The organism is Erythrobacter sp. Dej080120_24, assembly GCF_036322605.1.
Lineage (GTDB): Bacteria > Pseudomonadota > Alphaproteobacteria > Sphingomonadales > Sphingomonadaceae > Erythrobacter > Erythrobacter aurantius.
In genome coordinates this window covers 506,155-528,420 of record NZ_AP027262.1, presented here as the reverse complement: position 1 = coordinate 528,420, position 22,266 = coordinate 506,155, and the positions used below count along the sequence as shown (strand labels likewise).

20 protein-coding genes are annotated in these 22,266 nt (G+C 63.1%); 9 read left to right on the top strand and 11 right to left on the bottom strand.

Going from position 1 to position 22,266, the window contains the following annotated elements; genetic code table 11:
- Positions 1–226: 226 nt before the first annotated feature.
- Positions 227–1,900, top strand: coding sequence for a cation:proton antiporter domain-containing protein (locus AABA34_RS02680; protein ID WP_338303773.1), 1,674 nt, complete (start codon positions 227–229; stop codon positions 1,898–1,900).
- Positions 1,901–1,915: 15 nt separating this feature from the next.
- Here the strand turns inward: AABA34_RS02680 and AABA34_RS02675 are convergent, their stop codons facing one another.
- Entirely contained in the window at positions 1,916–2,197 is a 282-nt protein-coding gene (locus AABA34_RS02675; RefSeq protein WP_034956919.1) for an integration host factor subunit beta, read from the bottom strand.
- Positions 2,198–2,413: 216 nt separating this feature from the next.
- Complete coding sequence (locus AABA34_RS02670) at positions 2,414–2,752, bottom strand: GntR family transcriptional regulator (protein WP_034956338.1); 339 nt, start codon at positions 2,750–2,752, stop codon at positions 2,414–2,416.
- Positions 2,753–2,929: 177 nt separating this feature from the next.
- Here AABA34_RS02670 and AABA34_RS02665 point away from each other — a divergent pair, with 177 nt between their 5' ends.
- The 6 genes from AABA34_RS02665 to AABA34_RS02640 all read left to right on the top strand — a co-directional run bounded on the left by AABA34_RS02665 (position 2,930) and on the right by AABA34_RS02640 (position 9,894).
- Positions 2,930–4,591 (top strand): peptide MFS transporter, encoded by a 1,662-nt coding sequence (locus AABA34_RS02665; RefSeq protein WP_338303772.1) that lies wholly within the window; start codon positions 2,930–2,932, stop codon positions 4,589–4,591.
- 116 nt (positions 4,592–4,707) lie between these two features.
- Positions 4,708–6,105: an amidohydrolase gene (locus AABA34_RS02660; RefSeq protein ID WP_445083771.1), complete on the top strand. Its 1,398-nt coding sequence runs from the start codon at positions 4,708–4,710 to the stop codon at positions 6,103–6,105.
- On the top strand, positions 6,102–7,415 hold the full coding sequence (locus tag AABA34_RS02655) for an amidohydrolase family protein (protein ID WP_338303770.1): 1,314 nt from the start codon (positions 6,102–6,104) through the stop codon (positions 7,413–7,415). The genes AABA34_RS02660 and AABA34_RS02655 overlap by 4 nt, the downstream gene beginning before the upstream one ends.
- A complete protein-coding gene (locus tag AABA34_RS02650; protein ID WP_338303769.1) occupies positions 7,412–7,903 on the top strand; it encodes an FKBP-type peptidyl-prolyl cis-trans isomerase in 492 nt (163 codons plus the stop codon). Before AABA34_RS02655 ends, AABA34_RS02650 begins: the two co-directional genes overlap by 4 nt.
- 40 nt (positions 7,904–7,943) lie before the next feature.
- Positions 7,944–8,618 carry an NnrU family protein gene (locus AABA34_RS02645; RefSeq protein WP_338303768.1) on the top strand — a complete coding sequence of 225 codons (675 nt, stop codon included), beginning with the start codon at positions 7,944–7,946 and terminating at the stop codon, positions 8,616–8,618.
- 229 nt (positions 8,619–8,847) lie between these two features.
- A complete protein-coding gene (locus AABA34_RS02640; RefSeq protein WP_338303767.1) occupies positions 8,848–9,894 on the top strand; it encodes an MlaA family lipoprotein in 1,047 nt (348 codons plus the stop codon).
- A 29-nt stretch (positions 9,895–9,923) separates the two neighbouring features.
- Here the strand turns inward: AABA34_RS02640 and dxs are convergent, their stop codons facing one another.
- The 7 genes from dxs to rpe form a co-directional block, all read right to left on the bottom strand.
- Positions 9,924–11,861 (bottom strand): 1-deoxy-D-xylulose-5-phosphate synthase, encoded by a 1,938-nt coding sequence (gene dxs, locus AABA34_RS02635; protein ID WP_338303766.1) that lies wholly within the window; start codon positions 11,859–11,861, stop codon positions 9,924–9,926.
- Positions 11,862–11,963: 102 nt separating this feature from the next.
- Entirely contained in the window at positions 11,964–12,431 is a 468-nt protein-coding gene (locus AABA34_RS02630; RefSeq protein ID WP_252259523.1) for a Fur family transcriptional regulator, read from the bottom strand.
- Positions 12,432–12,481: 50 nt separating this feature from the next.
- Positions 12,482–13,174: a peptide-methionine (S)-S-oxide reductase MsrA gene (gene msrA, locus AABA34_RS02625; RefSeq protein WP_338303765.1), complete on the bottom strand. Its 693-nt coding sequence runs from the start codon at positions 13,172–13,174 to the stop codon at positions 12,482–12,484.
- The gene (locus tag AABA34_RS02620; protein WP_252259521.1) at positions 13,171–13,362 is read right to left on the bottom strand and encodes a hypothetical protein; all 192 of its coding nucleotides are present in this window, start codon (positions 13,360–13,362) and stop codon (positions 13,171–13,173) included. The genes msrA and AABA34_RS02620 overlap by 4 nt, the downstream gene beginning before the upstream one ends.
- A gap of 163 nt (positions 13,363–13,525) precedes the next feature.
- Positions 13,526–15,127, bottom strand: coding sequence for a bifunctional phosphoribosylaminoimidazolecarboxamide formyltransferase/IMP cyclohydrolase (gene purH, locus AABA34_RS02615; RefSeq protein WP_338303764.1), 1,602 nt, complete (start codon positions 15,125–15,127; stop codon positions 13,526–13,528).
- Positions 15,128–15,135: 8 nt separating this feature from the next.
- Positions 15,136–17,010 carry a heparinase II/III family protein gene (locus AABA34_RS02610; protein ID WP_416833171.1) on the bottom strand — a complete coding sequence of 625 codons (1,875 nt, stop codon included), beginning with the start codon at positions 17,008–17,010 and terminating at the stop codon, positions 15,136–15,138.
- Positions 17,010–17,672, bottom strand: coding sequence for a ribulose-phosphate 3-epimerase (gene rpe / locus AABA34_RS02605; protein WP_338303761.1), 663 nt, complete (start codon positions 17,670–17,672; stop codon positions 17,010–17,012). The genes AABA34_RS02610 and rpe overlap by 1 nt, the downstream gene beginning before the upstream one ends.
- Positions 17,673–17,941: 269 nt before the next feature.
- On the opposite strand from rpe, the gene AABA34_RS02600 reads away from it, so the two are divergent.
- The gene (locus AABA34_RS02600) at positions 17,942–18,481 is read left to right on the top strand and encodes a DUF2141 domain-containing protein (protein ID WP_252259518.1); all 540 of its coding nucleotides are present in this window, start codon (positions 17,942–17,944) and stop codon (positions 18,479–18,481) included.
- A 9-nt stretch (positions 18,482–18,490) separates the two neighbouring features.
- Here AABA34_RS02600 and AABA34_RS02595 read toward each other — a convergent pair whose 3' ends face one another.
- Together AABA34_RS02595 and AABA34_RS02590 are read right to left on the bottom strand one after the other, a co-directional pair.
- Entirely contained in the window at positions 18,491–19,405 is a 915-nt protein-coding gene (locus tag AABA34_RS02595) for a hypothetical protein (protein ID WP_338303760.1), read from the bottom strand.
- Between the two features lie 16 nt (positions 19,406–19,421).
- Positions 19,422–20,459, bottom strand: coding sequence for a diacylglycerol/lipid kinase family protein (locus AABA34_RS02590; RefSeq protein ID WP_338303759.1), 1,038 nt, complete (start codon positions 20,457–20,459; stop codon positions 19,422–19,424).
- 193 nt (positions 20,460–20,652) lie between these two features.
- Between AABA34_RS02590 and AABA34_RS02585 the strand changes: the two genes are divergently transcribed.
- Positions 20,653–21,873 carry a M20 metallopeptidase family protein gene (locus AABA34_RS02585; protein WP_338303758.1) on the top strand — a complete coding sequence of 407 codons (1,221 nt, stop codon included), beginning with the start codon at positions 20,653–20,655 and terminating at the stop codon, positions 21,871–21,873.
- Positions 21,874–22,266: the final 393 nt, after the last annotated feature.

The following is a 22,266-nucleotide window of genomic DNA, read 5'->3' as shown; positions in this document are numbered from 1 at the left end:
GATGGTCTTCAATCAGTAAGGGTTGCCAAGTGTCTATTGGGATTTTAAGTCCCCGGCGTCTACCATTCCGCCACACCCGCCGGGCGGCATCATGGCCTACCCTCCCCCGCGCGTTAGCCGAAAGCCGGCGTGCGGAGCAACACGAGTTGCGCTGTCACCGTTTGGCTTGCACGATCATGGTGCGTGGCCCATGTCCTGTGCTGACTACCAGCAACACGGGGAATTCATGGCAGGCGAGAGTTCTCAGATCCTCGAAACGATCCAGCCCGCGATCACCCTGCTGGGTCTGGGCATCGTCGCGGCATTGGTGTCGCGCGCGTGCAGGCTCAGTCCGATAGTCGGTTATCTCGGTCTGGGGCTGGGTCTGGCCGCCCTTGGCCTTGCCGACGATTTCAGCGGGCCGGTGGTGGCCACCTTGGCAGAGGCAGGCGTGATGTTCCTGCTGTTCAATCTCGGGCTGCATTTCTCGCTGGGGCGCATCAAGGCAGAGGCCGCAAACATCTTCGGCTTCGGAACCCTGCAGATGGTGGTTGCAGGCGGCGGATTTACCGCACTGTTCCTGCTTTTCGGCCTTCCTACCGAATTTGCGATCATCGGCGGGTTCGCGCTCGGCCTGTCATCGACGGCGGTGGTGATCGGCCTAGTGCGGGAACGCGATCAGGAAGACTGCCCGGTAGGGCGCGCGGCGCAGTCGATCCTGATCTTTCAGGATATCGCCGCGATCCTGCTGCTGGTGGCAGCGGGATCGCTGGGCAGCGGCGGCGCGCTCGCGCCTGCGCTCGGCCTTGCCGGATTGAAGGCGCTGGCGGCATTCGGGATCGCGGTGCTGTTCGGGCGGTATCTCACCGGGAGGCTGTTCCGCCTGATCGCGCGGGTCGGCTCAAGCGAGGTCTACACCGCAACCGCGCTGTTCATCGCGCTGGCAGCGGGATGGGCGACCGGCATGGCCGGGCTTTCGCTCACCCTGGGTGCCTTCCTCGGCGGGATGGCGGTGGCGGATTCACGCTATCGCATCATGGTACAGACGGAAATCGACGCGTTTCGCGGGCTGTTCCTGAGCTTCTTCTTCATCTCGGTCGGTCTTTCGATCGATCCGGGATTGCTGGCCGAAAACTGGCTGTGGGTGATCCTTGCGGCGGTCGGCATGATCGCGCTGAAATGCCTGTTCAACGTGATCGCCGGGTTGGCCAACCGCTGGTCGGTGCCGGGATCGATCCAGCTTGGCTTTCTGCTGGGACAGGGCAGCGAATTCGCGTTGGTGATCTTCGCGCTCCCGGCGGTCGCGGGGCTGGTGGAGCCGCGACTGATCTCGATCATGGTGACGGCAATCGCGATCAGCCTGGCGGTCACTCCCGCAATATCGAATATCGGGCGCAAGCTTGCCGGAAAGCTGCGCGCCGGGCCTCCGGACAAGAAGCTGGCCGGAGACGATGCGCCGGTGGTGATCATCGGGCTGGGCCCGGCGGGCCGCGCGGTGGCCGATGCGCTGTCCTACAACGACATCGGCTATCTGGCGGTGGAGCCCAACCCCGAACGCTTCGAGATCGCGGTGGCAGACGGCTATCACGTGCATCAGGCCAATCCGGCCGATCCCCGCAGCTGGGACGCGATGGGCATGGGCAAGCGCGAAGTGGTGGTGATCGCGACGAACAATGTCGGGGTATCGCGCGAACTGACGCCGCTGGTGCAGGAACGCCTGCCCGGCATTGCACGGGTGATCGCCCTTCCGGGGCCGGACGGGCTGGACGAATTCGCCGAACTCGGAATGCTCCCCGTCGACGTCAAGGCGCCGCGCGGGGAGGAACAGATCATCGAAATGGTGTTTCAGGCGCTGGGGCGCGAACGCAAGCTGCCGGTCAATGAACTGACCGAAGAGGACCGCGAGCTGGAATTTGCCTGAGCGGCGCAGGCCGCCTCAATCGTCGTTGAGGCGCTTGCGGATTTCCTTGCCCGCCTTGAAATAGGGGACGCGCTTGGCCGGAACCGGCACCGCTTCCCCGGTGCGCGGATTGCGCCCGGTGCGCGCTTCGCGCTCGCGGGTCGAGAAAGCACCGAAACCGCGCAGTTCCACCCGGCCACCTTCGGCCAGACGCTCGGTAATCTCGTCGAAGAAGATATCGACAACCTGCTCGATTTCCTCAGCGCGGAGTTCGGGGTTGTCCTTGTGCAGTTCCTGCAGCAATTCGGATCTAATCATGTTGCCCTCCGGGTGGTTTCTGCGATCCCTGTGCTCGCTTCGACACCGCTGCAGACCTTGGCCTGCCATCCTCACAACTGCCCGGACCCGAAAGGCAGTACTCACAGTGCCTAAGTGCCAGAATCGCACGGCCCTCGCAAGGACGAGGGCAAAATATCTTTACCGGAAATGCACCATCTCCACCGCGCGACTGAACGCGTGCGGGAAGGGTTGCGTTCAGCCCTGCTCGACCAGATCGGCCGGCTTCAGCCCCAGCCGCGCCATGCGCGAACGGATTTCGGGCCATTCATGCTGGAGGAAGAGTTCACGCTCGCGCTTGCGCAGCAATTCCGCCGCACCCTTGACGACATACATGCCGACGCCGCGCTGCACTTCGACAAGGCCGTCATTCTGGAATTGCTGGTAAGCCTTGGCCACGGTCAGCGGGTTCGCCCCCTGCTCCGCAGCGAGCGCGCGGACGGAAGGCAGCATTTCCCCTTCGGGATAGAGGCCTTCGATGATGGCAGCGGCGATCTGGTCGCGCAGCTTCAGGTAAACGGGTCGGCTTTGGCTCATGGCATCCTCGCTAAGTGCGTCAGTGCCATAATACAGCGATGCGCGTCAAGTTCCCGCCCCCTGCCTACTCTCCTGCGCGCTTCCGAAACAAAAGCTTCACACGGCGCAAATGGGCGTTAGTGTGCCCGGCATTGCGGCCCGGAGGATATCGGGCGCTATCGGGGATATTACAAAACAATGGTCGAAGGTCTTTTCTTCACATTCGACAGCACGTTCGAAATGTGGACTTTCCGCATTGCCGCGATTGCACTCGCGGCGTTTCTTATTGGCGGCGTGGTGCTGATCACCCGCCCTCAGGCCGAGGTGATCGGACACCCCAAGGGGCTGTTCCTGCTGTTCATGGCGGAAATGTGGGAGCGCTTTTCCTACTACGGGATGCGCGCACTCCTCATTTTCTACCTGATCCAGCACTGGCTGTTCGAGGAATCGAAGGCTTACGTCATCTACGGGGCCTACACCGCGCTCGTTTACATCGCGCCGGTTGTCGGCGGCTATCTCGCAGACCGTTACATCGGCCAGCGCAAGGCGGTGTTGTTCGGCGCGGTCCTGCTGACGTTCGGCCACTTCTTCATGGCTTTCGAAGGCAGCGGCGGACAATCCGACCCGATGATCAACGTCTTCTGGCTGGCGCTCGCTCTGATCATCGTCGGCTCGGGCTTCCTCAAGGCGAACATCTCGGTGATCGTGGGACAGCTGTATTCACGCACCGACGTGCGCCGCGATCCGGCCTACACGATCTTCTACATGGGGATTAACGTCGGCGCCGCGACAGCGTCGATCATCTGCGGCTATCTCGGCCAGACCTATGGTTGGGAATACGGCTTCGGCCTCGCCGGTTTCGGCATGCTGCTGGGCCTGATCTTCTTCGTGATCGGCAAGCCGCTGCTGCTCGGCAAGGGCGAGCCCAAGGACCCGCAGGCGATTGCCGGTGGCAAGGAATGGGGCATCTATGGCGCCGGCCTGCTGATGGTCGCGATCTGCTGGGCCGCGATCCAGTATCAGGAGCTGGTCGGAACCGTTCTTGGCGTGTTCGGCGGCGGTCTGGTCGCCTACGTCCTGTTCACCGCAGTGACCAAGCTCGCGGCGGAGGAGCGCGACCGCATCTTCGCGGCGATGTTCCTCATCCTCGTCTCGATCGTGTTCTGGGCGCTGTTCGAACAGGCCGGTTCGTCGCTCAACGTGTTTACCGAAAAGCATGTCGACACGCAGGGCGTCAACGCATCGATGTTCCAGTCGATCAACGCGATCTACATCGTGCTGCTCGCACCGGTCTTCGCGATGATCTGGCAGGGCCTCGGCAGCCGCGGGCTTGAGCCGTCAACCCCGATGAAGTTCGGCCTTGCCGTCATTCAGGTCGGGCTCGGCTTCATGGTGTTGGTGTGGGGCGCAGAAAGCGTCGGGATCGAAGTCGCCGTTCCGGTCGCCTTCATCTTCCTGATCTACCTCCTGCACACCACGGGCGAACTGTGCCTGTCGCCGGTCGGGCTTTCGGCGATGAACCGCCTGAGCCCAGGCCACATGGCATCGCTGATCATGGGCACATGGTTCTTCGCTTCGGCGGCGGGTAACTTTGCCGCCGGCCTGATCGCTTCGGCAACCGGCGCTGAAGGCGTGGGCGAGGAAGCGGGCAAGCAGGTGGTTCTCGACGTTTACTGGACCGTCGGCCTCTATGCAGTCGGCATCGGCATTGCCGTGATGGTCGTCAGCCCGCTGATCAAGAAGCTGATGCACCTCGACAGTCTCAAGGATGACACTGTGGACGACGATCTCCTCGGCCAGAGCGAAGTCGGCGAACCGCAGGCGGCGGGCGTGCGCCCGGCCACCCGTCCGGCGGAGTAACACCCGCCCTCCACAAAGCTGGACAACACCCTGATTGCCCGTCAAGAAAGCATCTTTCTCGGGCAATCAGGGAACCGGCAATGGCACGCATCGGGCGTAAATGGCTTCACGGCAAAATGAATGGCGCGGCACTGGCGACGCTCGCAGGGGCGATGGCACTGGCTGCTTGCGCGACCACGGGCTCTGCGAGCGCGTCTGCCGCTTCGGGGGACGATGACGAAGCCCCGCGCTTTGCGGCCAAGACCGAAGCCGAAGGGCCATTTCCTTCGACCTATCGCCCCTATCCCGGTCGACCGACCGCGATCGTAGGGGCAACCGTCTATGACGGCGCAGGCGGCATGATCGAAGGCGGCACCGTACTGTTCCGCGATGGCAAGGTTGTCGCCGTGGGTGGCAACGACCTTTCAACCGATGGCTATGACGTGATCGACGGCACCGGCAAATTCGTGACGCCGGGCATTATCGACATCCACTCCCACCTCGGCGATTACCCGACCCCTTCGGTCGATGCGCATTCGGACGGGAATGAGGCGACCAGCCCGACCACACCCGAAGTCTGGGCCGAACATTCGGTCTGGCCGCAAGACCCCGGCTTCACCCGCGCGCTCGCCAATGGCGGGATCACGAGCTTGCAGATCCTGCCCGGCTCGGCGAACCTCATGGGCGGCCGCTCGGTCACATTGAAGAATGTGCCCGCGCGCACCGTGCAGGGGATGAAGTTCCCCGGTGCGCCCTATGGCTTCAAGATGGCCTGCGGCGAAAATCCCAAGCGTGTTTACGGCAACCGTGGCCGCATGCCTTCGACCCGCATGGGCAATTTCGCGGTCAACCGCCAGACTTGGCTCGACGCGATCGATTACGCCAACAATGACAAGGCTGATCGCGATCTCGCCAAGGAAACGCTGGTGGGCGTGCTGAAGGGCGAAATCCTCGTCCACAATCACTGCTATCGCGCTGACGAAATGGCGCTGGTGATGGATATGGCCAAGGAGATGGGATACCGCGTCACCGCCTTCCACCACGCGGTCGAAGCCTACAAGATCGGCGATCTGCTGCGCGAAAACGACGTGTGTAGCGCGATCTGGGCCGACTGGTACGGCTTCAAGATGGAAAGCTATGACGGCATCCTCGAAAACGCCGCCTTCCTGCAGCGCGAAGGCGCCTGCGTGGTGATCCATTCGGACAGCGAAAACGACATCCAGCGACTCAATCAGGAAGCCGCCAAGGCGCAGGCCGCCGGTCGGCGTGTGGGGATCGACATCAGCGATGCCACCGTCATCAGCTGGATCACCCTCAACGCCGCCAAGGCGATGGGCATCGATTCGATGACGGGCAGCCTCGAGCCGGGCAAGATGGCCGATGTGGTGCTGTGGAACGGCAACCCGCTCAGCGTCTATTCCCGCCCCGAACGCGTCTGGATCGACGGCGCGCTGATGTTCAACGCGATGGACCGCAGCCGCCGGCCGGTGACCGATTTCGAGCTTGGCCAGCCCGGTGAAGGAGACGTGAAATGAAGCACTTCCTCGCACTTGCCGCTTCGGCCATCGCTCTTGCCGCCACGCCCGCTGCGGCTCAGGACTTCGTGATCGTCAACGCGACCGTCGCAATCGGTGACGGCAGCGAACCGATCAGGGACGGCGTCGTCATCGTCGAAGGCGGCAAGGTTGCCTACGCCGGAGCACCCGACGGGCGGACCATTGATACCGATCAGGTGATCGACGCGAATGATGCCTGGGTCACGCCCGGCCTGTTTGCCGCCGTCACCACGCTGGGCCTGTCGGATGTCGGCGCGGTGAGCGAATCCAACGACATCAGCGCGGGCGGCGCACCGTTCAGCGCGGCTCTGGACGTGGCGCCGATCGTCAACCCGACCTCGCAGCACATCCTTGTCAGCCGGGCAGGAGGGATTACCCGCGCGGCGACCACCACCGTGCCTTCGGGCTCGATCTTTGGCGGGCATGGCGCGATCATCGATCTGGATGGTGATGCCAACCCGATCATGAAATCGCGCGCGTTCCAGATGGTCGCGCTGGGCGAACGCGGGGCGAGCCTTTCGGGCGGCAGCCGCGCTTCGGCCTTCGTCCTGTTCCGCAACGCGCTCAAGGAAGCGCAGGGTTTGCGCGGCTCGACCGGCACGCCCCAGATTTCCGAGATCGCCAAGGATGACGATCTGTTCCTCGGCCGTTTCGATGCAGAGGCGCTGATCCCCGTGCTGAACGGGACGCAAAAGCTGTATGTCGCGGTTGACCGGGCTGCGGACATTCGCGCTGCGCTTGCGCTCAAGGGTGAATTCCCACGGCTAGACATGGTGCTGGTGGGCGCGGGCGAAGGCTGGCTGGTGGCGGATGCCATCGCATCTGCCGGTGTACCGGTGATCGCCGATGCGCTCGACGACCTGCCTGAAACCTTCGAGGTTCTGGCCGCGACACAGAGCAATATCGGCCGCATGATGCGCGCCGGGGTAAAGGTCGCGATCAGCGCCAGTTCCGGCACCAATCCGCGCAACATGCCGCAGGCAGCGGGCAACCTCGTCGCGCTGGGCAAGATCCCGGGTGCAGCAGGCCTCAGTTGGGGTCAGGCTTTCGCCGCGATCAGCTCGATCCCGGCGGCGATCAACGGCTATGATGGCACGGCGGGCGTGCTGAAGCCGGGCGCGCTGGGCGATGTGGTGATGTGGGATGGTGATCCGCTGGAGGTTCGTTCGGTGCCGACAAAGGTATTTATCGGCGGCGTCGAGCAATCGCTTGAGAACCACCAGAGCCGTTTGCGCCAACGCTATCTCGACCTCGACGAAAGCGACCTGCCCAAGGCCTACGACTGGTGAGGGGTGTTTTGACGCTCCCGGCGCTGGCGCTGGGACTTGCTTGCCCTTCGCCGGTCCTGGCCGAAGAGCGGGCAGATGCCGAAGCTGCCGAACTGGCCTATCACAACGCCCAGCAGGCTTATCTGTCGGGCCTGATGGCCAGCGATGGCTGGTACACGATGGAAGGCGGCCTGCGCTGGCGCTATGTCGAATATCGCGGAACGGGCGCGAAGCCAACCGTCGGTGACACGGTCACGGTGCATTATGCCGGCACCTTCATCGACGGCACAACATTCGACAGTTCGTTCGACCGGGGAACGCCCGCGACATTCCCGCTGAGCGGACTGATCCCGGCGTGGAAGCTGGCAATCCCGCAGATGGCGGTCGGTGAGACGATCGAGATCGCCGCTCCTGCCAGCCTTGCCTATGGGCCAAGGGGGCGCAGGACGATACCCGGCGGGGCAACACTGCTGTTCAAGGTGCAACTGCTGGATATTGCCGGGCGATAGCGATTGGTCCATGCTCGGCATCAAAGGGATGAGGTGAGCCATGCACGGGACGATCATCGCACTAATCGCGGCCAATATTGCCTTTGTCGGCACACATTTCGCCATGTCGCATCCGCTTCGCGCGCCGATGGTGAAGGCGCTTGGGCCGGTGCTTTTCCAGATTGTCTATTCGCTGGTCAGCTTTGCGACCCTGGCTTGGGTCTATTTCGCGTTCAAGGCCGCTCCACCAGCAGACCTGCAGGGTAGCGGTGAGATCGGGTGGGCCATCGCCACCGTTCTGACACTTCCGGCGCTGGTGCTGCTGGCAGGCTCGCTGATGGGCAACCCGGCCCTGCCCACGCCTCAGGCTGAGGATCAGGCGCGCGCCGAACCCAAAGGCGTGTTCAAGGTCACCCGCCACCCGATGATGTGGGGCTTCGCTCTCTGGGCGCTTTCGCACATCGTTTTGTTCTGGAGCCTGCGCACCACCGTAACGGCACTGGCGATGGGGATTCTCGCACTGGTTGGCGCAAAGCTGCAGGATCGCAAGAAAGAGGCTCTGATGGGCGACGCCTGGCAGGTCTGGGAAAGCCGGACAAGCTACTGGCCGCGATGGGGGGCGTTGCCCGGTGTGGGGGCCATGCCCTGGGCGGTCGGGCTGATCCTGTTCATCTTCTTCAGCTGGCTGCACATGCCGCTGGGCGGAATTCCCGCCGGGATCTGGCGCTGGTTTTGAGCAAGCCGGACGTTTGCGGCAGAGCCCGATTGTAACCGCGATGCATGGCAGAGCGAATACTGCGAGCACCGGTCAATTTCTGTTCATCGCACGGCGCTATCCATCAGGAATATGACACGCATGGGCGCATGGATCACTGATTGGACCGCTTGCGTTCCTATGTGACCGAAAACGGCTCGCCCCGGTGGTGATGAGATCGGGACGAGCCTTCGCTGGCAGGAGATGGGCAATGCCGAATGCATCATTGTTGCTGCTGACATCGCCCATGTTGCTGGGAAATGCGCCATTGGCCGCATCTGAAGCCGCTCTTGTGCCAACTACCGTGGCTGTGGTGCGAAATCTGCCGGGCAGCAAGGCCGAGGTTATGCCGATCGGCTGGTCGCTGGCACTTGCGCAGGACAGCGGGTCAACCCCACCCGAAGATCAACCGGGGACCGGAGAGCCGGCAACCGAGGCCGAGAACGAAATCGTTGTCCAAGGCGAATATGGGCCCGTCGATGCAGACCCGATCGGGGCCTTCAACGAAACCAGCTATCGGCTCACCCAGAATCTCGATCAGACCTTTGTTGAGCCGGTAGCCTATGCCTACCGCGACGGCCTGCCCGATCCCTTGCGGGACGGGCTCGGCAATGTCGTGCGCAACCTTCGTGAGCCGGCGAACTTCCTGAACTTCCTGCTGCAATTGAAAGTGGGCAAGGCCTTCGAGACGCTCGGCCGCTTCGCGATCAATTCCACGCTCGGGCTGGGCGGTTTGATCGACGTTGCAGAGAAACCCGGCATCGGGCTGCCCTATCGCCGCAACGGCTTTGCCAACACGCTCGGCTACTACGGGGTCGACAGCGGCGCCTATCTCTATTTGCCGATCGCGGGCGCGACGAGCGTGCGCGACCTGTTCGGGGACACGCTCGATCAATTCGTGCTCCCAGTGGCAGTTGGGCGGCCGTTCAACACGCCCGCCTATGCCGCGCCCTATTTCGTCATCAGCAATCTCGATACCCGGCTCGAAGTCGATGCCGAGCTGGAACGGATCGGGGAGACGGTTGATCCCTATGCCGCGCGGCGCGACACCTATCTTTACCGGCGCGAGCGGGAGATTGCCTTGCTCAGAGGAGAAGAGCCGCCCGCGCCACCGACGATCCTGCGCGAGATCGAAGGGACTGACGATCTTCTCAACGATGATGCCGATACGCAGGGTCCCGCGCCCTCGATTTCATACGAGGACACGGTCGGCTCCACGATTACGGACATCGCGATCACCCAGCCAACTTCGCGCTGAGGCGTGCTGGCAGATGCCGCGAGCGCGTGTCAGGCTCGTGCTTCTTCAACCCCGTCGGTGTCGACACCGGTTGAATTGTGTTTGAGCGCCTTCAGCACCGTCTCGACGATATGAGGGGCCGTAAGACCAGCCTCTTCATACTGCTTTTCCGGTGAATCCTGATCCTGGAACACGTCGGGCAGGCGCATGGTGCGCACCTTCAGCCCGTTGTCGGTCAGGCCTTCGTCGGTGGCGAAGGTCAGCACATGCGCGCCAAGACCGCCGATGGCGCCTTCTTCGACTGTCACCACGACATCATGCGTGCGCATCAGGCGCGCGATCATGTCGGTGTCGAGCGGCTTGGCAAAGCGCAGGTCGGCAACGGTTGTTGACAGGCCCTTGGCTTCCAGCGTGTCGGCAGCCTTCTTCGCTTCCTCAAGCCGCGCGCCCAGCGAAAGGATCGCCACCTTGCTACCCTCGCGCACGATGCGGCCTTTGCCGATTTCGAGCTTTTGCGGGACTTCGGGCAGCGGCACGCCGACGCCGTTGCCGCGCGGATAGCGGAAGGCGATCGGGCCTTCGTCATATTCGGCTGCGGTGTAGGTCATGTGGATCAGTTCCGCTTCATCAGCGGCGGCCATCACCACCATGTTGGGCAGCGTTGCCAGATAGGTGATGTCGAACGATCCGGCATGGGTGCAGCCGTCGGCGCCGACCAGTCCGGCACGGTCAATCGCGAACCGGACCGGCAGATTCTGAATCGCGACATCGTGCACGACCTGATCGTAGGCGCGCTGCAGGAAGGTCGAATAGATCGCGGCGAAGGGTCGCATGCCCTGCGCCGCAAGTCCGGCGGCAAAGGTTACCCCGTGCTGTTCGGCGATGCCGACGTCGAAGCTGCGATCCGGGTGGCGCTTGGCAAAGCGATCAACGCCCGTGCCAGACGGCATAGCCGCCGTGATCGCGCAAATGCGGCTGTCGGTGTCCGCCAGATCGGCCAGAGTATCGCCAAACACGTTTTGATAGGCGGGCGGACCGTCGGCGCTCTTCTTCTTTTCGCCGGTGATCACGTCGAATTTGGGCACGCCGTGATATTTGTCGGCGCTTTCCTCGGCGAACTTGTAGCCCTTGCCCTTGGTCGTGACGACGTGGATCAGCACCGGCCCTTCGGAAGTGTCGCGCACATTCTCAAGCACCGGGATAAGGTGATCGAGATTGTGCCCGTCGATCGGCCCGACGTAGTAGAAGCCGAGTTCCTCGAACAGGGTTCCGCCCGTCACCATGCCGCGCGAATATTCCTCGGCCCGGCGCAGCCCTTCGTGCATGCGGCGGCTCATTTTCTTGACCGCACGCGAAGCGAGGCTGCGCAGGCCGAGATATTCGCTGGAGGACACCATCCGGGCGAGATAGGCGGACAGCCCGCCCACCGGCGGAGCAATCGACATATCGTTGTCGTTGAGGATCACGACGAGGCGATTACCGGCAGCCGCCGCATTGTTCATCGCTTCATAGGCCATGCCGGCGCTCATCGCACCGTCGCCGATCACGGCGATCCCGCGACCGGGCTTGTTGTTCAGCTTGTTGGCTATGGCAAAGCCGAGCGCAGCCGAGATCGAAGTGGACGAGTGCGCCGCACCGAACGGATCGTATTCGCTTTCAGCACGCTTGGTGAAGCCCGAAAGGCCCCCGCCCTGGCGCAGCGTGCGGATACGGTCACGACGTCCGGTGATGATCTTGTGCGGGTAGCATTGGTGGCCCACGTCCCACACCAGCTTGTCGTCCGGCGTGTTGAAGACATAGTGGATCGCAACCGTTAGCTCGACAACGCCAAGGCCGGAGCCGAGGTGGCCGCCGGAGGTGCTGACTGCGTCGAGCATTTCGGCGCGCAGTTCGTCGGACAATTGGCGCAGCTGTTCCGGTTTCAGCTTGCGGAGCTCTTCAGGCGTCGGGACCTGATCGAGCAATGGAGTTTCAGGCGGTCGATTCATAATGTCAGGCCTACACCTTTGCGAAGGCAGTGTCGATAAACCCTTGAACCGCGCCGAAACGCGGCTCTCGGAATGGTTTGGAATAATGGAGGGGAAGTCGCGTCAGGCGCAGGTTTCGCAGAGGCCGCGAATTTCCAGCACCGGGCGTTCAGGCTTGAACCCCTTGGAAGCGGCAAGCGCCCGGATCGTCTTGCTGACGGTTTCGTCATCGACATGCTTGGCTTCGCCGCATTCGTCACAGACGAGGAATATGCAGTCATGTTCGCAACCAGGGTGCGAATTGGCGAGATAGGCATTCGCGCTTTCGACCCGCATCGAAAGATTGTTCGCCACGAACAGGTCTAGGATACGGTAGATGCTGTTGGGCGCGACGCGCTTGCCGCGCTGGGCTGAAAGATTATCGGCGATGTCATAGGCCGAAACCGGCCGTTCGTGCTTTGCCAGTTCGGCAAACACCGCCTCGCGCATGCTCGTCCATTGTTCGCCGGAGGCAATCAGTGCGTCGCGCGCCGCAGCGATCAGTTCGGCTCCGCTGTGCTCTTCATGAGCGTGATGATGATGTGTCGCCATGCGGCCAATATAAGCGGCAGTGGCGCGGAACGCCAGACGCTCAGGCCCGCTCAGCCGTCGCGCAGAAACTCGGGCCGGAAGTCTGCCGGGAACATGACTTTCAGCGCGTCAACCTTGGGCTTGTCCCAGCGCAGGATGTACCCGTGGCTCGGATTTTTGGCCATGAAATCCTGATGATAGCGCTCCGCCGGATAGAAAGTGCGCTGCGCCTCGATCCGGGTCACTATCGGTTTATCCCAGATGCCTGAACGCTCCATCTGTGCCAGATAGGCTTCGGCCACGGCGCGCTGTTCGGCGCTGGTTGGGATAATCGCGCTGCGGTAATGGGTGCCTACATCCGGCCCCTGACGGTTGCGCAGGGTCGGGTCGGCAACCACCGAAAAGAAAATGCGCAGCAGTTCGTCATAGCGGATGACGTAAGGATCGTATGTGATTTGCACCGATTCCGCATGGGCCGTTCCGCCGGCGATGATGCGGTTGTAGCTGGCGGTCGCGGCAGAGTCGCCGTGATATCCCGATACGGCGGACTTCACACCCTTCACATGGCTGAACACGCCTTCGACGCCCCAGAAACAACCGCCAGCGAAAATCGCCGTCTTTAACCCGGCGCCCTCCCTTGCGGTGCGCTGCGCAGCCGGAGCATTGACCGGCTTTTCCAGCGCCAGCGCGGGCGAGGGCAGCGAGGTGAATGCGAAGCCCGCGGCAGCCAGCGCCGCTGCGGCGAAGGGAAGGGCCAACTTCATTGCGCCACCTCAAGGGGTGCGATCTGGAATTCGGGCGACGGCTGCGGCGCCTCAAGCGGCTGGGCCGCACGGGCGGGCGTTTCGATATTGCCGCCCCACTGGTCGATTGTGGCCACCGCTACGATGAGCGAGCCGGCGACAAAGCCGATGCCGAAATTGCGAAACAGGTCAGAGGACAAAAGGTTCATGGCGCTCTCGCGGCGGTGATTTCATCGGGGCTGCAACGGCGGTTAAAAGCGGCGCGATTGCGCCACAATGAACGGCCCTTTCTTGCGACAGTTCGTTACTTTTACCGATTCAGTTACGTCCACCGGCGCCAACAGATGCGCGAGAGTGGGTCAGGCCGCGCGATCAATGCCGGAAGTGGCGCATCCCCGTGAACACCATCGCAAGGCCAGCCTCGTCCGCCGCGGCGATCACTTCGTCATCGCGGATCGAGCCGCCCGGCTGGATCACCGCGGTAGCGCCCGCCTCGGCTGCGGCGATCAGGCCGTCGGCAAAGGGGAAGAACGCATCCGATGCAACCGCGCTGCCCTGTGTCCGGGGCACATCCCAGCCATAGGTTTCAGCCGCCTCGCGCGCCTTGATCGCAGCGATGCGCGCGGAATCGCGGCGGTTCATCTGGCCTGCGCCGATCCCCGCGGTCGCTCCGTCCTTGGCGTAGACGATCGCGTTCGATTTGACGTGGCGGGCGACGGTCCATGCGAACAGGCAGTCCTTCAGCTCCTGCTCGGTCGGCTCACGCTTGGTGACGACCTTCAGATCCGCCTCGGCAACCGCGCCATTGTCGCGCGACTGGATCAGCACGCCGCCCGCTATCGTCTTGAGCGCCAGTCCCGGACGCCGCGGATTGGGTAGCGCGCCGCATTCGAGCAAGCGCAGGTTCTTTTTCCTCGCAAAGATTTCGCGCGCCTCGGCGCTGACGCTGGGGGCAATCACGACTTCGGTGAAGATGCTGGCGATGGCCTCTGCGGTGGCGCCATCAAGTTCCGTGTTGACCGCGACGATACCGCCAAAGGCCGAAACGCTGTCGCATTGCAGCGCATCGTTCCACGCGTCGAGCAGCGATCCGCCTTGCGCCACGCCGCAAGGATTGGCGTGCTTGACGATGACAACCGCCGGATCCTGTCCGGCAAACTCCGCCGCCAGTTCAAGCGCCGCATCGGCATCGTTGAGGTTGTTGTAGGACAATTCCTTGCCCTGAAGCTGCTGGGCCTGCGGCACACCGGCCGTGCCAACCGCTTGCGGAACGTAGATCGCGGCCGCTTGATGCGGGTTTTCGCCATAGCGCAGCGTGTCGGCGCGCTTGAAAGCGAGCGGCAAGGTGTCGGGAAACAGCGTCGGCTCGTCACTCGCGGCGGGCGAGAAGGCGAACCAGTTGGCGATGGCAGCGTCATAGGCGGCGGTGCGGGCATAGGCCTTGCCCGCCATGCGGGCGCGGAACGCCTGGGTGGTTGCACCGACATTCGCGTCCATTTCCTCGACCAGCGTGGCATAGTCTGCCGGATCGGTGAGAATAGTGACGAACCCGTGGTTCTTCGCAGCGGATCGCACCATAGAAGGCCCGCCGATGTCGATATTCTCGATCACTTCGGCGCGGTCGGCACCCTTGGCGACGGTCGCCTCGAACGGATAAAGGTTCACCACCACCAGATCGATCGCGCCGATATCATGCGCCTGCATCGCGGCGACGTGTTCATCATTGTCGCGCAGAGCCAGCAGGCCGCCGTGCACCTTGGGGTGCAGGGTCTTGACCCGTCCGTCCATCATTTCGGGAAAGCCGGTGAGGTCGGACACGTCACGCACATCCAGCCCGGCCTCACGCAGCGTGCGCGCCGTGCCCCCGGTGCTAACCAGCTCGACCCCGCGTGCGGCCAGCGCCGCGCCAAGCTCTGCCAAACCGGTCTTGTCGGACACCGAAAGCAGTGCCCGCTTGATTGTCGCCTGTGTCATTTGTGGTGTTACCCCATTTTCTTGAGGAGCCAGGAGAATTGGCCTCCGCCGCGCGATGTCAGCCCCTCTATCACCAATTGTTCGGTTGCGTGAGGGCGTCCGTCACCGTCTACCCACAGGCTGTCCTCGCAGCTGAGCACGACCTCGGCATCGGCTGCAGCATCGCCGCGCAGGCGGAATTGCCACAGGCGACCGTCAGCCGTCAGCAGGCTGGCCCCGCGCTTGTCCTCGGTCAGATGCGCTTCAACACCCCGGCCCAGATGGAACCGGATCGCAAACCCGACCTTGCCGCGCTTGCCCTTGCGCGAGGCGGGAAGGAGGATGTCCTCGCCTGCCAGTTCGGTTCCGTCGCTGCGCAGTGTCAGGATGCGATTGTGCGTCAGGCCGAACCGCGCTGCATAGCCATCGTGGCTGGCTTCGACCCGCATCGCCTCGCGGCCGTTCTGTTCGATCAGGCGGCGTTCGACCTCGACCGTTTCCGCACCCCGGCCAAGCTTCCCGTGGAGCAGGACGGCGGTGCTGTTGGCATCGTCGAGCACAAGGGTTGAATGCGCCGCTGTCGCCCTTAGCGCCTGACCGATGCGCGAAGGCACCTGCCCGCCTGCCATTGCCGCGCCGCCACAATTGACGATCAGGCGCGATGGGCCGTCCGACATCTCGAACGCCAGTGTCGAGGCGCAACCACAACGGGTGTGGCGAGCACGAGGCGGAGGGCCCGCGTCGAACTGCACCGTGGTCTGCCCGCCGCGCAAGCGTTGAAAGCCCCAGTGTTGCGGATCGTTTAGCGGACGGGTGCGAATACCGGATGCGACGATCAATGCCGCCACCCGGTCTGCCGAAATTGCGCCTTGCCCTTGCCAGTTGCCGAGCCCGCCATCGCCATGACGCAGGGCCAACAGAGGCGGCACCAGCAGTTCGCGCATGACCCAGAGGGCTTCGGGCGCTTCGCGATCCACCGCCTCATAACAGGCGATCAGATCAGTCAGGATGCGGATCGCGTCCATTTGCGCCGCCGGACAACGCGCCAGCGTGCCGCCGTCTTCCGCCACGAGTTCGCCCAGCGCGCGGATCAACGCGGCTTCGCCATACAGGCGACGTGGCCTGCCCTCGGGAAGCAACAGGCCCGCAGCGGTAACGGCGGCCCATCCCGCCACCTGCGCCAACCCCGCACCGCTGCGCAGCGCCTTGCGATCGAGCCAGTGCGCGGTTTCCTCGATCGCTTCGAGCAAGCGCGGCTTGAGCGTGCCGTCCTGGCCAGCCAGAACCAGCGGAGCGTGCACCAGCCAAGCCATCAGCCGCAGGCCGGTGTTCTCCACATCCCACGCAGGGCCCTTGCCGGGGTGGGGATTGGCATCAAGCCAGCGTGCCGTGATCCGCTCGGCAATCGGGATACAATCCTCACGCGGCGCGCTTGCGGCGAGATCGGTCAGCCACGAAAAGCTGTGCACCATCCGTTCAAGACCGGGGCTGAGCCGCGCGCCCGGTTCCAGGTCAAGCTGCCCGATCGGCTGTTTCACCCCATGGGCGAGGAAATGGCCCGCGCGCAGGGCGATGCCCGCCGCACGATCACCAGTGACCGGGCTGTTGACCGTGGCCAGCACCCGGATCGGCGATGGCCGCCGGAACGGCGCGGCCAATGCATGCCCGGGAACGCCCATGCGATAGGCCAGCCGGATCAGCGCCTCACCCGGCTTGGCGCGCGGGGCGATTACATCGGTCAGCGCAAGAGCGCGGGATGTTGCGATCGTTTCTGCTGGGAATGCCGGAACGCCATCATCGCGCAGGACTTCTTCGGATTCGCCCAAGGCGATAGCCGAACGATCATCGCTCGATTCCAGCGCCTCGGCTTCACCCGCCTTGGCATGGCCGAACAGGGTTTCCATCATTCGCCCCCCTTGAGCGCCGCGATATTGGCGGCGTAGCAATCCGGTCCGCCCTTGAAGGTAGCCGATCCGGCGACCAGTACGTCCGCTCCCGCGTCGACACACAGCCGCGCGGTCTCGGCATTGACGCCGCCGTCCACTTCTAAATGGATTTCACGCCCGGTCGCCTCGATCATCGTGCGGATGCGGCGGATCTTTTCCAGCTGCGAATGGATGAAGCTTTGCCCGCCAAAACCCGGGTTGACGCTCATCACCAGCACCAGATCGACAAGATCCATGAGATTGTCGAGCACCTCCACCGGCGTGCCGGGATTGATCACCGCGCCTGCCTTCTTGCCCAGCGCCCGGATCGCCTGAAGCGTCCTGTGGACATGCGGCCCGGCTTCGGGATGGACGGTGATGATGTCCGCCCCCGCCTCGGCAAAGGCTTCGAGATAGGCGTCAACCGGTGAGATCATCAGGTGGACGTCAAAGGTCTTGGCGGTGTGCGGACGCAAGGCCTTGACCACATCGGGGCCAATCGTGAGATTGGGCACGAAATGGCCGTCCATGACGTCGATATGAATCCAGTCGGCACCAGCGGCATCGACAGCGCGCACTTCCTCGCCCAACCGCGCGAAGTCGGCGGAAAGGATCGAAGGAGAGATCAAGGGTGCTGGCATGGTTAACAAACGCGCCTTTTCGTTTGCATTTCGCCTTACGGCAGGCGCGAATCACGCAGCAAGCATCGCGCACTGGCTTTTCCCCCGTGGACTTGCGTAGAAACCCTCGGTTTTGGCGCGATCAAGGCATCGGATGAGCGCACCTTGACCAGCCAGTTCAGCCGCAATTCAGCCCGAAAACGGCAATAAGGTTTTAAATCAAAGAGCTGTTCCGTTCTATTTTGGGTGCGGAGAACGGCTCCCGGAAAAGGTTTCAGGAACTGCTACACATGACCACTTCGAATGCGAAGATGCGACATTTTGCGAGCGGAGCGATGGCGGTTGCGGCCCTTGCGCTTGGCGCCGCCGTGCCCATGCAGACTGCGCTTGCCCAGGCCGCTTCGACCGGGGACTATCGCAACATCATTTCGAACAACATGCGCTCCTGCGCGCCCGGTGCAGGCCCGGCGGTGCGGGTGACGATCAACGGCGTCAAGAATTCATCGGGCAAAGTCCGCGTGCAAGTCTATAACGGGACCAAGGCCGACTGGCTGGAAAGCGGACGCTGGCTCAACCGGATCGAAATGCCCGCACGCGAAGGGCGCATGACGGTGTGCATGCCCGTCCCGTCCAGCGGACCCTACGCCATTGCCGTGCGCCACGATGTCAACGGCAACGGATCGACTGATATCCGGACCGATGGCGGCGCGATGTCGAACGATCCTTCGATCAGCATCTTCAACCTTGGCCGTCCGGGGATCGAAAAAACCCGCTTCAACGTCGGCCAAGGGGTCGAAACCATCAACGTCACAATGCGGTATTTCGGCTGAAATCTCGCTTCAGCGCGGATTCTTGCGATGCTTGCGCAGGTCCCACAGCACCTTCGGAGCTGACAGGATCGGGTGACGTTCCCTGAACGGGGTGATCTCCACCGGCATCCCTGTGTGCCGTTCGATCTTCCACGCAGCGTAACGCGCCGCGCCTTCGAAAGTGGTGCTGGCCTTTGCCAGACGGGCGAAATTCAAAGGCTTGCCCAGACGCCGGCGCCGCTTCCACCAGATCCGGATGCGGCGCTGCTCACTCGCGGCGAGGCTGGGCGAGATGCGCTCGCCCTCGCGGCGGAACGAAACCCCGGCTGCCGCAAGGGCAAGCGGTAGTAACCCGGCGAAATGACCTTGATTGATGGTGAGAATATCGTTCTCACGCCCCGGCTTTTCGACCCTGAATTCCGCTTTGTAGGTGGCACGAAACAGCGCCCGCCAGTAATCCTCCGCAGTCCCGGTGACGGGGCCGATGGCGACGGCAAGCCGGGCTGCAGTCATCGCTGCAGCGGCAATCGCTTCTTCCACATGCTGTCGCGCCGCAGCGTCCGCAGACCAAACCAGAGCGCTGGGCTGCACGAAGCGCGCCCAGATCGTCGTGTCGGCAAGCTCGCCTGCTGCAGCCTCGGCAAAGGTCGAAAGCGCCATTGTCGCTACCTTGGCGCGCAGAGTCTGCCCCTCGTGCGGCCTTTCGTGATAGCTCACCCGCGGCCAGATACGCTCGCGCTGCTCACCGGGCAAAAGCACGTAGAAATCAAGCACCCCTTCAAGCGATCGGGTGCGCAGGTTCGAGCCGTAAAACAGGACTGCCAACGCGCCCTGTTCGGTTGCCAGCGCCTCGGCAAAGGCACGCACGGCGGGGTCGATCGGTGCATCAAGGCTCGCTGCGATGCGCGACGCCAGTGTTTCGTGATGGTCTCGGGTTTCGGCCATGGGCCGGGCCTTGGCCTCAAGGAGTTACGAATTCAAGTTCCGGCCCCTGCGCGATCCGGTATTTGCCGGCGGGGAAGGCTTCGCCATCGAAGATGAACTGGTCATCGATATCGAGCGTGAATTGCGGCGTGCTGACCTGGTGGATACCGTTCTCGCGCTGCCGCTTCGACACCTTGCCGCGCAGGACAGCAGGCACCATCATCGTCGCGCGCCGCGGAATCTGATCGAGCGCGACCAGCTTCAACCCCTTGCAAAGATTGCCGAACGGCCTGATCCCGGCAGGCAGGTTCTCCAGCGTGGTGGCAAACAGCAGCTGGCGCCATTCCGGATCGCCCTGCCCGCTGTGCTCCATCGGGGCTTCGGCATTGCCGAGCGCAATCTTCATCCGCGCGCCACGGCGCCACGGATTGGCGCGTGAGGCGAACAGCCATTGCAGGAACCCCCACATGACCGTGACCGCAACCGCCATCGAATTGAACGCGCCCAGCCGGTGCGCGCTTTGGCCGGCCTGCGTCGCAGTGGTGAATGCCCCTGCCCCCAGAATGAAGCCCAGCACCCGGCTGCTTGCATCGTCACCGGCAAGCGAAATCTCTATCGGGCGGCGAATGGTGCGGTTGCCATTTTCCACCGCATCAATCGCGTTCTGGAGCGTCCAGTCGGTGGGAACCCCGAGATCGACTGTCAGGGCGTTTGTCTTGCCTTTGGGCAGCACGGCAATCGCGGGCCAGTGATCGCCGAAAATCCCGGCTCCACAGGTAAGCACATCGCGCACCGTCCCATCGCCGCCATTGATTACCAGCAGATCAATCTCGCGTTCGGCCAGTTCGGCCAGCGCCGAGGGAAGCTGCGATCGGTCACCCGGTTGCGCAATATGGACATGCGGACTGATGCCGCAGTCGAAATCGGCACCCTGATTGCGGTGGCTGCGCGGATTGTAGATCACGCCGACGCGCGGCGCCTCGCCCGGCTCACGCTGGCGGCGCGGGCGTGAATCCGCAGCTTCGCGGGCGTCCACCCGCGGCAGTTGTGCAAATTCATAAATAGGCGTCGCCATCAGCGTCCTTTAGTTAGCCACCCGGTATAATTCCACTGCGATGTTGCCATCGGACTGCAATATTCGTGCGGTGTCGCAGCGGGGTTACAACCGCGTCAGGGCTTTTGAGCGAGCGCGATTTGCCGTGTGAGGCACGGTATTGTGGCTGTGCATTCGGACTGGTTTCGCGGCAGATCGACGCTAATCTCGCCCCATGTTGACAGAATCGCTGCTCCAATCCGCCAGCCAGCTCGCCCCGCAGGTCATTGCGTTGCGCCGTGCGATCCATGCCGAACCTGAATTGGGCCTCCACTGCCCGATGACGATGGCGAAGGTGCGCGAAGCTTTGGCCGATTTGCCGCTCGAATGGCGCTCGGGCCCTTCAACCACAGGTGCGGTGGCGACCTTGAAAGGCGGCAAGGCCGGCGAGGGCTCGCCCCGCGTGCTGCTGCGCGGCGATATGGATGCGCTGCCGATGGACGAAAAGACCGACCTCGATTTCGCCTCCATCATTCCGGGCCGGATGCACGCCTGCGGGCATGACACGCATACGGCGATGCTGGCGGGGGCGGCGCGGCTGTTGGCGGCAAAGCGAGAGGAGCTGGCCGGCTTGGTCGATTTCATGTTCCAACCCGGGGAGGAGGGGCACCACGGCGCGCGGTTCATGCTTGATGACGGGCTGATCAATCCGCTGCCTGACGCGGCCTTTGCCCTGCATATCATGCCCAACGCCCAGTTCGGCGTGCTCGCCGGGCGCGCCGGTCCGCTTATGGCGGCCGCCGACCAGTTCACCATAACGGTCCGCGGCAAGGGCGGCCATGCCTCCATGCCGCATGATTGCGCCGATCCTGTCCCCGCCGCCGCCGCGATCATAGGCGCGATTCAGGCGATGGTCACCCGGCGCTTCAACGCGGCCAGCGCTGTCGTTATCACCGTGACCAAGATCTCTGCCGGCACGACATTCAACGTGATCCCCGATGATGCGGTGCTTCAGGGGACGATCAGAACCCTGTCTCCCGAACATCGTGCCAAGGTGCATGGCCTGCTGCGCGAAACCGCCGAGCACATCGCTCGCGGCCATGGCGTTAGCGCGGACTGCAAGATCGTGCAGGGCTTTCCCGTTACTCTTTGCGATGAGAGCGCGGTGCAGCTGGGCGCAAAGGTGGCGCGCGAAATCGGGGGTGCCGAAGGCTGGCGCGATCTGCCCGCCCCGATCATGGGAGCCGAGGACTTCTCCTACATCCTGGAGAAAGTGCCTGGAGCGATGTTCTTCCTCGGCGTAGCTCCTGACGGCGACAATTGGAGCCAGTGCTGCGCAATCCATTCGCCGCGGATGCACGTCGACGAGGGCGCTTTGCCGCGCGGCGTAGCCATGCTGGCCGGCTGCGCGCTCGAATTCATCGAAAACGGCTTTGCCGATAGCTCTGGACAGTGATGATTGGCAGCCCCGGCCATAGGGGTCCACGGTAATGGAACACGACCCCACATGCCCCTGGGAGCGAGGCGCTCCTGCGGGGGAAATGCAAGCTCAAACCGCCAAAATTGCGGGGTTTTGGTAACCGTCAGCGAACTGTGATGAATGATGAAATGGTGCCCAGAAGAGGACTCGAACCGCTCTCAGAATGTCGCAAAACTGCGAGAATCTTGACCTTGGTTACTTAAGTGAGGCCCCCGTTGGTGCCCCCAGAATGTATTTTTGCCAGAGGATTTGGGTCCCATCCTCGAAAAAGTCTAATGATTTCAATAGGCGTCTTTTAACGCAGAATGCGTCTGATTTCCAGCAAATTTGCATGGCCGACCAGCTCCGAAAAAGGGGATGCTAAGTGAA